The organism is Pseudooceanicola sp. (genome assembly GCF_029213205.1).
Taxonomy (GTDB): Bacteria; Pseudomonadota; Alphaproteobacteria; order Rhodobacterales; family Rhodobacteraceae; genus Pseudooceanicola.
The window spans coordinates 1-13,258 of the sequence record NZ_JARGNH010000046.1 but is presented as its reverse complement, the minus strand read 5'-3'; the positions used below and the strand labels follow the sequence as shown (position 1 = coordinate 13,258).

General features: G+C 62.9%; 16 protein-coding genes. 8 read left to right on the top strand and 8 right to left on the bottom strand.

Annotated elements, in window-relative coordinates:
- Positions 1-240: 240 nt before the first annotated feature.
- The 3 genes from msrQ to P1U48_RS17690 all read right to left on the bottom strand — a co-directional run bounded on the left by msrQ (position 241) and on the right by P1U48_RS17690 (position 3,393).
- Complete coding sequence (msrQ, locus tag P1U48_RS17700; RefSeq protein WP_301070587.1) at positions 241-849, bottom strand: protein-methionine-sulfoxide reductase heme-binding subunit MsrQ; 609 nt, start codon at positions 847-849, stop codon at positions 241-243.
- 1 nt (position 850) lies between these two features.
- On the bottom strand, positions 851-1,759 hold the full coding sequence (gene msrP / locus P1U48_RS17695; RefSeq protein WP_301070585.1) for a protein-methionine-sulfoxide reductase catalytic subunit MsrP: 909 nt from the start codon (positions 1,757-1,759) through the stop codon (positions 851-853).
- 122 nt (positions 1,760-1,881) lie between these two features.
- Entirely contained in the window at positions 1,882-3,393 is a 1,512-nt protein-coding gene (locus P1U48_RS17690) for an FMN-binding glutamate synthase family protein (RefSeq protein ID WP_301070583.1), read from the bottom strand.
- Between the two features lie 204 nt (positions 3,394-3,597).
- On the opposite strand from P1U48_RS17690, the gene P1U48_RS17685 reads away from it, so the two are divergent.
- Positions 3,598-4,116, top strand: coding sequence for a hypothetical protein (locus tag P1U48_RS17685; RefSeq protein WP_301070581.1), 519 nt, complete (start codon positions 3,598-3,600; stop codon positions 4,114-4,116).
- Positions 4,117-4,125: 9 nt separating this feature from the next.
- On the opposite strand, the gene P1U48_RS17680 is transcribed toward P1U48_RS17685, so the two are convergent.
- Entirely contained in the window at positions 4,126-4,578 is a 453-nt protein-coding gene (locus tag P1U48_RS17680) for an Lrp/AsnC family transcriptional regulator (protein WP_301070580.1), read from the bottom strand.
- Positions 4,579-4,650: 72 nt separating this feature from the next.
- On the opposite strand from P1U48_RS17680, the gene P1U48_RS17675 reads away from it, so the two are divergent.
- The 3 genes from P1U48_RS17675 to P1U48_RS17665 are packed head-to-tail and all read left to right on the top strand — an operon-like array spanning position 4,651 to position 5,619.
- Positions 4,651-5,247 (top strand): LysE family translocator, encoded by a 597-nt coding sequence (locus P1U48_RS17675; protein WP_301070578.1) that lies wholly within the window; start codon positions 4,651-4,653, stop codon positions 5,245-5,247.
- Positions 5,248-5,251: 4 nt separating this feature from the next.
- Entirely contained in the window at positions 5,252-5,410 is a 159-nt protein-coding gene (locus P1U48_RS17670; protein WP_301070576.1) for a hypothetical protein, read from the top strand.
- Complete coding sequence (locus P1U48_RS17665; protein ID WP_301070574.1) at positions 5,407-5,619, top strand: hypothetical protein; 213 nt, start codon at positions 5,407-5,409, stop codon at positions 5,617-5,619. Before P1U48_RS17670 ends, P1U48_RS17665 begins: the two co-directional genes overlap by 4 nt.
- A gap of 81 nt (positions 5,620-5,700) precedes the next feature.
- On the opposite strand, the gene P1U48_RS17660 is transcribed toward P1U48_RS17665, so the two are convergent.
- From P1U48_RS17660 to P1U48_RS17645, 4 genes are all read right to left on the bottom strand, one after another.
- Entirely contained in the window at positions 5,701-6,609 is a 909-nt protein-coding gene (locus P1U48_RS17660; RefSeq protein WP_301070572.1) for a LysR family transcriptional regulator, read from the bottom strand.
- Between the two features lie 191 nt (positions 6,610-6,800).
- Complete coding sequence (locus tag P1U48_RS17655; RefSeq protein WP_301070571.1) at positions 6,801-7,169, bottom strand: hypothetical protein; 369 nt, start codon at positions 7,167-7,169, stop codon at positions 6,801-6,803.
- 15 nt (positions 7,170-7,184) lie between these two features.
- Positions 7,185-7,958 (bottom strand): DUF6478 family protein, encoded by a 774-nt coding sequence (locus tag P1U48_RS17650; RefSeq protein ID WP_301070569.1) that lies wholly within the window; start codon positions 7,956-7,958, stop codon positions 7,185-7,187.
- A gap of 74 nt (positions 7,959-8,032) precedes the next feature.
- Positions 8,033-8,818, bottom strand: a complete 786-nt coding sequence (locus P1U48_RS17645) for a hypothetical protein (RefSeq protein WP_301070567.1) — start codon at positions 8,816-8,818, stop codon at positions 8,033-8,035.
- Positions 8,819-8,960: 142 nt separating this feature from the next.
- Here P1U48_RS17645 and P1U48_RS17640 point away from each other — a divergent pair, with 142 nt between their 5' ends.
- The 4 genes from P1U48_RS17640 (at position 8,961) to P1U48_RS17625 (ending at position 13,092) form a co-directional block, all read left to right on the top strand.
- The gene (locus P1U48_RS17640) at positions 8,961-9,830 is read left to right on the top strand and encodes a CPBP family intramembrane glutamic endopeptidase (protein WP_301070565.1); all 870 of its coding nucleotides are present in this window, start codon (positions 8,961-8,963) and stop codon (positions 9,828-9,830) included.
- Complete coding sequence (locus P1U48_RS17635) at positions 9,827-10,729, top strand: CPBP family intramembrane glutamic endopeptidase (protein WP_301070563.1); 903 nt, start codon at positions 9,827-9,829, stop codon at positions 10,727-10,729. Before P1U48_RS17640 ends, P1U48_RS17635 begins: the two co-directional genes overlap by 4 nt.
- A 93-nt stretch (positions 10,730-10,822) precedes the next feature.
- Positions 10,823-11,824, top strand: a complete 1,002-nt coding sequence (gene accD / locus P1U48_RS17630) for an acetyl-CoA carboxylase, carboxyltransferase subunit beta (RefSeq protein ID WP_301070561.1) — start codon at positions 10,823-10,825, stop codon at positions 11,822-11,824.
- Positions 11,825-11,853: 29 nt separating this feature from the next.
- Positions 11,854-13,092, top strand: coding sequence for a folylpolyglutamate synthase/dihydrofolate synthase family protein (locus tag P1U48_RS17625; protein ID WP_301070589.1), 1,239 nt, complete (start codon positions 11,854-11,856; stop codon positions 13,090-13,092).
- Positions 13,093-13,258: the final 166 nt, after the last annotated feature.

The window sequence follows — 13,258 nt, the reverse complement described above, 5'->3', positions numbered from 1 at the left end:
TTTCCGCCACGCCGCCACGCGCGTTTGCCGGGGTGGATACCAGATTTAGGGTTACCCACAGGGTTACCCCCAAGAGGGGCCAGAATCCCGGCCGACTCCCCGGCAAAAACGACCGAGTCACCCGGTGAATCGGTCTTCAAAAATGTGAATCGGGGCGACTCGCGCGGTTTTGGCGAGTCGCCCCCTGGTCTTGCGGCCTGGCCTGGCCGATCCGGCGGCTGAGACCGCCAAGAGGCGCAATCAGGCCGCCCGCGCCCGTCTCGGCCTCTGCAGCTTGATCCGCAGCACCAGCAATGTCGCGATCCCGGTCAGATAGACCAGGGGTTCGATCTGAAACCCCTTCACCAGCATCAAAAAGTGGAGGCCGCCCAGAGGCACGATCAGATAGACCAGCTTGTGCAGCTTGCGCCAACGCGGCCCCAGCTTGCGCAACGACCAGTTGTTTGAGGTCAGCCCCAACGGGATCATCAACACAAAGGCAGCCATGCCGATGGTGATATAGGGTCGCTTGTAGATGTCCTTGATGATCTGGCTGACGATCTGCACATCCAGCACCAGCCAGATCAGCAGATGCAGAAAGATATAGAAGAACGCCAGCACGCCGATCGCCCGGCGGTATTTGATCAGCCGGACCCCGGCAAAGCGCTGCAGCGGCGTCACCGCCAGCCCGGCGATCAGCAGCCACAGCCCCCATTCGCCCATCTGGTGTTCCATCACTTTCACCGGGTCGATGCCGAGCCCGCCGGTAAAGCCCGAAAAGATCAGCCAGACCGGTGGCAATGCGCCGAGCACATAGAGGGGCCAGGCGGGCAACCTGCGGGTCGCCTTGTTGATGCTGTCGGCACTCATCTCAAAACTGCTTCTTCAGATCCATGCCGGCATAGAGGCTGGCCACCTCGTCACCATAGCCGTTGAACATGTCGGTCTGGCGCCGTGACCCGAACAGGCCAGCGCCGATCACCCGTTCGGTTTCCTGCGACCAGCGCGGATGATCCACCTGCGGATTCACATTGGAATAGAATCCGTATTCCCGGCGGTTCGCATCGTTCCACGAGGTAAAGGGCTCTTTGTCCTGCAGGGTGATGCGAACAATGCTCTTGATCCCCTTGAACCCGTATTTCCACGGCACCACCAGCCGCAGTGGCGCGCCGTTCTGGTTCAGGATGTCCTTGCCGTAGATGCCATTGGCCAGAATCGTCAGCGGATGCATCGCCTCATCCAGGCGCAGCCCTTCGCGGTACGGCCAGTTCAGCACCGGGAATCGCAGGCCGGGCATTTCCTCGGGCCGGGCGATTGTCTCAAAGGCCACATATTTGGCGCCCGATTGCACCCCGACCCGATCCAGCAGGCTGGACAGGGTAAAGCCGTTCCAAGGGATCACCATCGACCAGGCCTCGACGCAGCGGTGCCGGTAGATACGTTCCTCGATCGTCGCCGCCGCCAGGATGTCCTCCAGCCCATAATCGCCGGGCCTGTCGACCATGCCGTCGATCTTCACCGACCAGGGCTTGGTCGTCAGACTATGGGCGTGTTTCGCCGGATCGGATTTGGAGGTGCCGAATTCGTAGTAATTGTTATAGCCGATGATGTCCTCATAGGCGTTCGGCTCCAGCCCCTCGGGCGCCGCCTGCGCCGGGCCCGCCAGACCCGCCAGCCCGAGTCCCGCCGCGGCCCCGCCAATGATCTGGCGTCGGCTCAGGTAGATGGCTTCGTCGGTGACGTCTCGGTCGCGGAATTTCTGTGTGCGGATCAGTTGCATTGGGCGTCTCTCCTGCTGGATGGCTGCCAAACAATACGGGCCGGGCCCCCGAAACGTTTCAGCCAACCAGCAAATCTCACGCGTTTGTGCGCTCTGTGACATCCAGGGCAAAGCGCGGCCGATCAGCCCAGCGGGCGCTGGTCGTCCCCCATGCTCGGGTCCCAGGACGGGCGCAATTTGCGCAGCACCACCGATTCACCATTCGCCTGCACCACCCGCACATGCCGCCGTCGCATCAGCCGCGGCTCGGCAACGCCGACCGAATGGGCGATGGTCTCCACCTCCTTGATGATCGACTTGGCGTAATTGGCGACGTTGACATATTTCTCCTTCACCACCAGCCCCCGTTGCAAATGCGGGTCATGGGTGGTGATCCCGGTCGGGCAGGTGTTCTTGTTGCATTTCAGCGCCTGGATGCAGCCCAGACTGAACATGAAGCCGCGCGCCGAGGTGACGAAATCGGCGCCCGCGCAGATCGCCCACGCCACATCCGACGGGTTCACCAGCTTGCCGCTGGCAATAATCCGGATGCGATCCTTCAATCCGAACCGGTCGCGCATATCGACGATCCGCAGCAACGCCTCGCGGATCGGCATGCCGACCAGATCCATCAGCGGCATCGGTGCGGCACCGGTCCCACCCTCGCCACCGTCGATGGTGATGAAATCCGGCGCGCTTTCCGGACCGCGTTTGGTGATCTCTTCGAACAGCGTTTCATAAGCGTCCGAGGATCCGATCACCGTCTTAAAGCCGACCGGCTTGCCGGTGACCTCGCGAATATGGCCAACCATATCCAGCAGCGATGCAAAATCCGCGACCTCGACATGCCGGTTGGGCGAGATGCTGTCCTGGCCCACGGTAATCCCGCGAATACCGGCGATCTCTTCGTTCACCTTCGCGCCGGGCAGAATACCGCCCTTGCCGGGCTTGGCCCCCTGCGCCAGCTTGATCTCGAACATCCGCACCTGCGGATGCGCCGCGATACTGACCAGCTTGTCATCATCAAGCCCGCCCTCGACGTTGCGGGCCCCGTATTTGGCGGTACCGATCTGAAAGACGATGTCGCAGCCGCCCTCAAGGTGATAGGGGCTGAGCCCGCCCTCGCCGGTGTTCATCCAGATGCCCGCCTTGGCGGCGCCCCGGCTCAACGCCCGCACTGCAGGCCGCGAAATCGCGCCATAGGACATGCCAGAGATGTTAAAAAACGACGGCGCCGCATAGGGCGTGCGGCACAATGGCCCGATCACCAGAGGCTGGGTCAGGGCAAATTGATCATCGAGGGGCGGAAAGGTGTCGTTGACGAAAATCGCGGTGCCGGGGATCGACAGGTTCCGGGTAGAACCAAACGCGATGGTGTTCCCCTTGCCTTCGGTGGAATTGTAAACCCAATCCCGCTGCGCCCGGTTGAACGGCATCTCTTCGCGATCCATCGCAAAGAAATACTGCCGGAAAAATTCGCCCAGCTTGGAAAACAGTTCGCGAAACCGCCCGATCACCGGGTAATTGCGCCGGATGGCGTCTTTGCTCTGAACCCTATCGATGACGAAGAGAACAACCGCCATCGCCAAGACCAGACCAAACAACAACACAAATAGCAGCGCCAGAACCTCCAGCGCGCTGACCGCATTAGTCATGGATATCCCTTCCCCATCTGATCCCCAGTTGCGGCCACCCTGCGCCGAAGCGATCAGTCCGGCAAGGTTTTGCGGGTTACAGCACACTTTCACTTGATCAGCCCCGGTTTGCGGCCTCTATCCCGGTTTCAGCCGCAGCCAAGGCTTGTCATTGACACCCAGTTTTGAAACCTTGTTCGCCGATTGACACCGAAAGGATGAGACATGCGCCTGACAGCATTCGCTGCCACCCTCATTATTTCTGCCGCACCCTTGCTGGCGGCGGATGTTATCGAAACCGATCAGATGATCGTTTACGAAGGCCAATGGGTGCAATCCAAGCTTGCCGAACAGAACGGCGCGCTGATGTTCCTGACCGTGCCGCGCGGCCAGATCGGCGAATATTTCTCCATCAGCTGCATCCTGTCGGGCGGCACCCTGGATCGCACCATCAAGCTCGGCTTTCCCGATCCACTGGCGAGCGATTCTGCACCGGTGATGCTGCGCGTTGGTGACATCCAACACCAGGCGACAGCGACCTTCACTGGCACCACCCCGGACCCGGCCTATACCAAATCCGACATTCACAGCTACGCGCTGCGCTTTACCGACGAAGCGACGGAATCGGCGGTCTTTGATGCGATGCGCAAGGGGAGCGAGTTGCAGATCTCCGGGCAGCAACTGCCGATCGACCTCACCGGTTTCACCGCCGCTTATAACGGCCAGACCGCCTATTGCCGCTAAGACGCGGGCTCAAGCCCGGTCATCCTTGGACGACCCCATCACCACATAGCTGGTGATGGCACTGACCTGCGGCAGGGTGCCCAGAACATCGGTATGGAACCGCTTGTAGGCGGTCAGGTCGCTGGCTTCGATCCGCAGCAGATATTCCCGGTTGCCGGTGATGTTGTGGCACTCGCGCACCTCCGGCGCCTGCGAGATCGCCTTTTCAAACGCATCTTGCGCCGCCTTGGTGTGTTCGTTCAGCCCGACCGTCACATAAGCGGTAAAGCCGATGCCCAGCCGCCCGGGGTCCAGCACCGCACGATAGCCACGGATCACCCCGCTGCGCTCCAACGCCGTCACCCGGCGCAGACAGGCCGAGGGCGACAGCCCGACCCGGTCAGCCAGTTCAAGATTGCTGATTCGACCATTGCCGGTCATTTCGCGCAATATCTGACGATCTATCTTGTCTATCTTCGTCATTTGTTGCGCAACATCCGTTACTGCGCTGCAGATAGCAACAAAATACCAATACGGCGCAGCTAACCTGCGCCGATGACACATGAAATCTTTACCGCGCTGATGGCCTTTGCCTTTGTCTCGTCGATCACGCCGGGGCCGAACAACCTGATGCTGCTCGCGTCGGGCGCCAATTTCGGCTTTCGCCGGACAGTACCGCATATGCTGGGCATTTCCATCGGCCATAGCGTGATGGTGATGCTGGTCGGGATCGGGCTGATCCGGGTGTTTGATGCCTATCCGCTCAGCCAGACGCTCCTCAAGGTGGTGGCGGTCGCCTACATGCTGTGGCTGGCGTGGAAAATCGCCCATGCCGCCGCGCCCGAGGTTCAGGATGCCACCGGCAAGCGGCCGTTGAACTTTTTCCAGGCGGCGCTGTTCCAATGGGTCAACCCCAAGGCCTGGACGATGGCGCTGACCGCGATCACCGTCTACGCCGCCGACCGCACGCTTTTGACCATCGCCATGGTTGCGGCGGTCTTTGCCATGACCAACCTGCCCTCGATTTGCACCTGGGCGGCGATGGGGCAGCAATTGCGCCGCCTGCTCACCAAACCGTCGCGGCTGCGGCTGTTCAACTGGACCATGGCGATCCTGCTCGTGGCATCGCTCTGGCCGGTGCTTTACCACTAGCCGCATGACACTGGCCCTGCTGCACAGATCGCCCGCGCATCAGTCGGCTTTTGCCGCGCTTCGCGACCGGCTGGCACCGGAGGCGGTGCTGGTTCAAGAGGTCCGCGAGACTTGGCTCGATGAGGCGCGGGCGCAGGGCGTCACCGCCGCCGATGCCCGGTGATCTGCACCTGCACCACGCTTGGCCCGGCGGCCGAGGCGACAGGCACCACCCGGATCGACCGCCCGATGATGCAGGCGGCGGGCCGGATCGTGATGGCCTATGCCCTCGACAGCACCCTGGCACCGTCGCGCGATCTGCTGAGTGACCTTGCCGTTCCGGTTCTGGCCTCGCCCGAACTGGCGCTCAAGGCCGGGCTGGGCCTGGCCTGACACCGCACCGGGCAAAAAAAATGCCCCGGCTCAGAAAGCACGGGGCAGTTTGCCTTGGCAGGCACGGGGAAGAAGAATTCGTCAGTTCCAGTCGGTCGGACCCTTGTCGGCAAAGGCATGGACCAGAAAATCGATAAAGGCGCGGACCTTGGGCTGGGTGAACCGGCCCGGCGGGTAGACCGCATAGATGCCCTGAAGCTCAACCGGAAGATCGGGGATCGCGTCTTCGACCAATCCCTTCTCCATCGCGTCGGCATAGAGAAAGCTGGGCAGATAGGCGATGCCGAGTCCGGCGATTGCGGCGTTCAGCAGGCTTTGGCCATCGTTCACGCTCAACCAGCCGGCGGTGCGGATCTGGCGTTTTTCACCAGAGGGCGCCGTGATCTTCCAGACATTGCCCGAGGCCTGGCTGGAATAATGCAAAAGCTTGTGATCGTTCAGATCATCGATCTTGCCGGGACGTCCGTATTTTTCGAAATACCCGGGGCTGGCGATCATCCGTTTCGAGGTCTCGGTCAGCTTGCGGGCCCGCAGCGTGCTGTCTTCCAGCTCGCCGATGCGGATGGCCATGTCGAAACCTTCGGAAATCAGTTCAACGTAACGGTTGTTCAGCACCATGTTCACGGTGATGTCAGGGAATTCCGCAAGGAACCCGCCCAGCACCGGGGACAGGTGATTGACACCAAAATCCGTCGCGACCGAGATCCGCAGCAGGCCCGAGGGCGCCGATTGCATCGAGGTCACCAGCGCATCCGCCTCTCCGGCGTCGTTCAGAACGCGGCGGGCACGGTCATAATACGCCAGGCCAATTTCGGTTGGGCTCACTCGGCGGGTGGTCCGGTTCAGAAGGCGGGCACCAAGGCGCGCCTCAAGGGAAGAGACATGCTTGGAAACTGCGGATTTTGAAATCCCCATCTTCCTCGCCGCGTCCGTGAAACCGCCCTGGTCCACGACGGTGGCGAAAGCCTCCATTTCGGTCAAACGGTCCATTTTGCTGTCACCTGTTCCACTGTTCGTTGAGGTAAATATATCGTTTGGAATTCGGGCAGGATCGGGGCGGGGGACCGACAATATCGGGGTAATGTCAGGGATTGGTCATGGCAGGGAAACAGCCACAGCGGCACCGCCAAGAGCGATTCTGTCAACAGGGCTTGGCGATTGTTGGTGTTGATGGCCGGTGTTCAGGCGGTGTCGACGCAGTGCCGGCGAAAGGCGCGCTTCAACAAATCCAGTTCTTCGCGCAGCAAATCGATCTCGGCACGCATGGTGTCGGTCAGCGCTTCCCCGGCGAGGATGGCAAAGCTGTTCAGAATCGCGCCATCCTCCAGATCAGTGAGCACGATCGTATGAATGCCGTCGCCGACCGCTGCGTCGGGCACCGGAACCTTGATCAGAAACTGCCCGGGCTGGTCGAGCGCCGACAATTCGACTCCCGCCACCGGATCATCGCCAAAGCTGACCCCGATCGACGGTGCAGCTTCAGCACCACTGATCACACCCTCCCAGATCCCGGCGTTGAACCGTGTCTTGGTGATTATCAGATCGCTCATCCCGATATTCCTTGATCAGAGTTCGGCGCGCGGGCGGCGGCTGAAGGTCAGGTCGCGGATCACCACCTGATTCATTTCCGGCCCTTCAAAGATCAGGTCGAGCCAGATCCGTTCCACCCGCTTTTCGTTCAGGTTGGAATAGGCCAGGTCGAATTCCACCATCCGCTCGTCGTCGTGCAACGGCAGCTCACGCACCAATTGTTCGGTGTTCGGCCCGTGCTTGATGTTCAACCGGGCAAAGATCTCCAACGGCTTTTCCAGCTCGACAATCGTATCCAGCCGGATCAGATGGCGGCGTTTCAGCCCCGCGACCGCATCAGGCGGGAAATCAATGACCAGCGACAGGAACGATCCGTCAAAGGCGAACACATCCATCCGCAAGCCGAAGGGCGCCAGATCCGCCTCGCGCAGGTTGCGCAGCTGGCGCAGGGTCAGCTCGCTCCGGTCGCAATCATGAAACAGCGTCACCTCGTTACCCAGCATCGATTTCGACCGGACCGAGGCCTTGCCCTGTTCGCCAAGCGGGCCGCGCCACAGCTCGGGCCGCCAGGCCCAGTCGGACCCATGCGGGACGTGAAAGGCATTCGATCCGATCCGTGGCAGCGCCAGCCGCCCGTCGGCGACATGGATCAGCTGATCGATATGGGTGCGCAGCTGGCGCGCCTGCACCCGGTGCCGCCTGAGGCTGGCCAGGTCGCTGACCCCGGCCGCGGCCGCCAGACGTTTCCAGCGCCGGAATTCGCGCCGCCATGCCAACCGGTCGAGGAGAGAGCCGTCTTTTTTCGCCATTCCAGTTGTGTCGCCCTTGTCCCTGAACCCGCTCCGCCTGCGTCCCTGTCCGCGCGGATCTGTCAGACAGTAGATTAGAAAGCCTTACTGAAAGAGGCCACCAAGCAAACCGCCATGCCTGCCGGGCGCGGCATTTCCGCCACCTTTCTCGAGGTTGTCCTCTGCCTTGGGGGGGGGCTCACCGCGTCGCGTCGCGCGGCGGCAAGCGCAGCTTTGTGGCGCCGGTCGGCGGCGCGCAGGGTCTGCGCCAGTTCGATGACCAAAGCGCCGCCGCCCTCCTCAGAGGTATAGCTGCCCTTGGGACCATAGACCGCCAGGCCGACGATATAGCCATTCAGCGCCAACGCCCCACGCCAATGTTTGGGATCGGCATCCTTCAAGGTCGCGTCGCCCCCCTGATCCAGCTGCAGCAAGGTCACGCCCTGGACATTGCGGCTGGTCAGAACCTTGGCCGGGTCAAAGGCCTCGGCCATGGAATCCGCATCGGGCACCCCGTGCAGCTTGTCCTCGGGCGCGGCGGAAACCGTCATGATCACCGGGGTCACCGGCAAACCGTCCGTGCCACCGCTCATCACATAGCACGAGGCCAGCAGCGCAAAGCCGCCAGAGGCGCGATTGCGCAGCGACCGAGCATCGACGCAATAGCCCTCGGGCCCGGTGATCAGAATATCGCCCCCGGCAATCGGTGCCTGCGGCAGCGGATCGCCTGGCGGGCGCGACGTCGTCGACAGGATCGCGAACAACCCCTCGCCAGTCGGCGGCGGCGTGTCTGCGGTGTCCTCGGGCAGCGCCAGGCAACCGGCCAGAGCAAACAGACCCAGGCCACCGCCGATATTGCGCATCACCAGATTTCGCCGCACCGTGCCCCTCCCCCCAGGTTTGCACATCCATCTGCCACATCATGCCGCCTTAGCCCAGTGTGCTGCAAGGCCTTGCACAATACCGCGATGCCGCATTCAGCGCCGATTGCAGCCGTCGCGCTGCGGCGATACCTTCGCCGCCATGTCCTATGCCCCCCATCAAGCGCTGATCGAACCGGCCAGAAAGCAACCGGCGCTTTGGCGTCTGATTGCGGGCGTCGGCCTGATCGCCGCTGTCTATATCCTGCTGGTGGTGGCCTGGACCGGGATCAGCATCGCCCGCGACCAGACGCCGATGCTGGCCAATACCCAGGGCGCGACGCCGCAATCGGCGCTGGCGCTTCTGGCCAGTTTCCTCTGTGTCTTTCCCGGCCTGATTCTGGCCCTCTGGGTGCTGCACCGGCGCCGCTTTCGCAGCCTGTTCGGCCCCTGGCGCCACAGCCTCGACCTCGGGCTGCGGGTTATTCCGGCTGGCATCGCCATCCTGCTGCTGGGGCTGGCCCTGCCCGGCGCCGATCTGGGCGATGTATTGGTCAACCTGCCCTTCAGCGTCTGGCTGAGCTGGCTGGCCCCGGCAATACTGGCCCTGGCGGTTCAAGTCACCGCCGAAGAAGTGCTGTTTCGCGGCTATCTGCAAAGCCAGCTGGCGGCGCGGTTCCAACACCCGCTGATCTGGCTGCTGCTGCCCAGCTTGATATTCGCTGCGCTGCATTACAGCCCGGCCGAAGCCGGAGCCAACGCCCCCTGGATGGTCCTGCCCGCCTTCGCCTTTGGCCTGCTGGCCGCCGACCTGACCGCGCGCAGCGGCACGCTCGGCCCGGCCATCGCCCTGCATTTCATCAACAACTTCGCCGCGATTCTGATACTGGCGCCGGGCACCGCCCTCAACGGCCTGGCGCTCTATCGCTTGCCGGTCGAGATGTCCGACCCGGCCCTGCGCGACCAGATTACTGTCGAGCTCGGCCTGATGCTCCTGCTCTGGCTGGCGGCCCGCCTGGCGATCCGGCGATGACCCCGGCAATCTATGCCCGGCATCCGGGTTTCGCCGCACCGGCCCGGGCCTCGCGCGCCCTCTGGCGGCTGGTGTTCGGCATTCTGGCGGTCGAATTCATGTTCGCCTTTCTGCTGTCGCTGTTCGACCAATTGATCGGCGCGATCAACCCGGCGCTGGCCGAGGACATCTTTTACGGCGCCACGCCCGTCGGCCTGATCTTGCAACTGGCGTCCTTTGCCCTGCTCGGTCTCTGCCTGGCTTCGGTGATGCAGCGCCAGCATGGTCGATCAATCTGGTCGGCGGTGGGACGAATCGACGAGGTGGTGCCCACCCTGATCGCGGTCTTCGGCGCAGTGGCCACCCTTTATATCGTGATCGAGCTGCTTCCGCCCTGGTGGAGCCGCGACGCCCTGACCGATCATCGCAACCCGCTGCTCTGGCTGCTGACCGTGCCAATCGGCCTGACCGCCCTGCTGATTCAGATCAGCACCGAGGAAATCCTCTATCGCGGCTATATCCAGCAGCAGCTGGCCGCGCGGTTCAACGCCACCTGGGTCTGGCTGCTGGTGCCCAATCTGCTGTTCGCCGCAGCCCATTGGGACAATGGCGAAAGCCTGATCGAGAGCTGGCACTATGTGATCTGGGCCTTCTGCTTTGGCCTGGCCGCATCGGATCTGACCGCACGGACCGGCAATCTGGGCGCCGCGATGGGCCTGCACCTGGCCAACAACGCCTATGCCTTTCTGCTGTTCGGCGAGGCCGGAGGCGCCGACAGCGGCTTGGCGCTGTTGCTGTTCCCTGCGGCAGAAGCAGGCGGCGCGGATCCGGCGGGCACGGTGCTGGATCTGCAACTGATGATCGACCTTGGCGTGGTCTGGCTGTCCTGGCTCACCGCCCGGTTGGTGATCCGCCGTTAACCGGGCACCGGCACCAGGTTGGCTGCGGTGATTGCAATCCGGTTCCGGCGCGACTATCTCGGACAGCGAACGCCGCCTTGGGGATAGGCCCGCATGAACTGGATCACCAATTACGTCCGCCCCCGGATCAATTCGATCTTTTCGCGCCGCGAGGTGCCGGAAAACCTATGGTCGAAATGCGATGAATGCGGAACCATGCTGTTCCACCGTGAGCTGACGGACAATCTGAACGTCTGCACCCAGTGCGGCCATCACATGCATATCACCCCGAGGGCGCGGTTCTCTGCCCTGTTTGATGGTGGTGTGTTTACTGAGGTCGAGGTCAGCGAACCGCTGGCCGACCCGCTGCATTTCCGTGACCAGAAACGCTATCCCGAACGGATGCGCGCCGCGCAGAAAGACACCGGCGAGGACGAGGCGATGTTGGTCGCCGAGGGCAAGATCGGGCGCACGCCGATTGTCGCGGCGGCGCAGGACTTTACCTTTATGGGCGGTTCGATGGGGATGTATGTCGGCAATGCCATCGTCGCCGCCGCCGAACGCGCCACCAAGACCAAGACACCGCTGATCCTGTTCTCCGCCGCCGGTGGCGCCCGGATGCAGGAGGGGATCCTGTCGCTGATGCAGATGCCACGCACCACCGTGGCGCTGCAGATGCTGAAAGAGGCGGGGCTGCCCTATATCGTGGTGCTGACTCACCCGACCACCGGCGGCGTCACCGCCTCTTATGCGATGCTGGGCGATGTCCATATCGCCGAGCCCAACGCGCTGATCTGCTTTGCCGGGCCGAGGGTCATCGAACAGACGATTCGCGAAAAGCTGCCCGAAGGCTTCCAGCGTGCCGAATACCTGCTGGATCACGGGATGCTGGATCGGGTCACCCCGCGCACCGCGATGCGCGACGAATTGATCCGCATCACCCGGATGCTGCTCAAGCTGGGCCCTGAGATCAAAGGCGATCTGCCCGCCCCGGCGGGCCAGGAATTGCCCGCATCGGAAGACAAGGGTGCGGCCATGCCCGAGGTTGAGCCGGAGGCCAAACCCGCCGCCGCCAAGCCCAAGAAAGCCCCGGCGCCTGAGTCTGACAAATCGTGACTGCGCATTCCGATGTCATCCTCGAAAGGATGATGGCGCTGCATCCCAAGATCATCGACCTGACCCTGGACAGGATGTGGCGGCTGCTGGGTGAGCTTGGCGATCCGCAAGAACATCTGCCACCGGTGATCCATGTCGCCGGAACCAATGGCAAGGGTTCGACCCTGGCGATGATCCGCGCCGGGCTGGAGGCCGCGGGCAAGCGCGTGCATGTCTATACCTCGCCACATCTGGCCCGGTTTCACGAACGCATCCGCCTGGCCGGCGATCTGATCCCCGAGGCGCAGCTGGCCGAGGTGCTGGACGAATGCGTCGCCCGCAATGGCGGCGGCTCGATCACCTATTTCGAAATCACCACCTGTGCGGCGCTGTTGGCGTTTGCCCGCGAGCCTGCGGATTACTGCCTGCTCGAAGTCGGGTTGGGCGGTCGGCTGGACGCAACCAATGTGATCGACAGCCCCGCAATGACGGTGATCACCCCGGTCTCCATCGACCATCAGCAATACCTCGGCGAAACCCTGGGCCAGATCGCTTTTGAAAAGGCCGGAATCCTGAAACGCGGGGTGCCCTGCGTCGTCGGCCCGCAGGCCGAAGCGGCGATCGAGGCGATCGAGGCGCGGGCAGCGCGCCTCGCCACGCCGCTGATCGCCCAGGGCCAGCAGTGGCATGTCTGGGAGGAACGCGGTCGCCTGATCTATCAGGATGAGCGCGGGCTGCTGGATCTGCCCGCCCCCATACTCCCCGGCGCCCATCAATTCGACAATGCCGGTGCCGCCCTGGCGGTGCTGCGCCATCTCGACCTGCCCGAACCGGCGTTCGAGGCGGCGCTGACCCGCGCCGAATGGCCCGCCCGGATGCAAAAGCTGACCCATGGCCCGCTGAAAGACAGCGCCCCCCAGGCCGAACTCTGGCTCGACGGCGGTCACAACCCGGCAGCGGGCGAGGCATTGGGGCGGCATCTGGCCAGCCTGCCCAAACGTCCGACCCATCTGATCTGTGGCATGTTGCGGACCAAGGATGTCGCCGGGTTCCTGCGTCCGCTCGCCGATGAGGCCAGCAGCCTGACCGCCGTCGAGATCCCCGGCGAGGCCGCAACCCTCAGCGCCGAGGAAACCGCCGAAGTGGCGCGCGACCTCGGCATCGCCACCCGAAGCGCCGCCTCGGTCGCCGAAGCCCTTGGCGCGATCACCGCCGCGGATCCGCTGGCGCGGGTGCTGATTTGCGGATCGCTCTACCTGGCGGGCCGGATTTTGCGGGAAAACGGCTAATCCAGAGGCACCGATTCGCTACTTAGAGCGAATCGGAGGGCGAATCGAAGAAAAATGCGGAATTTTGGCCACAGCGAATCACTTTCGGTTGACTGATTCGCACCGATTCGCCTAGGCAGCACACCTATAAATTACTTATCAAACAAATGATCTTGTGATTCATTTC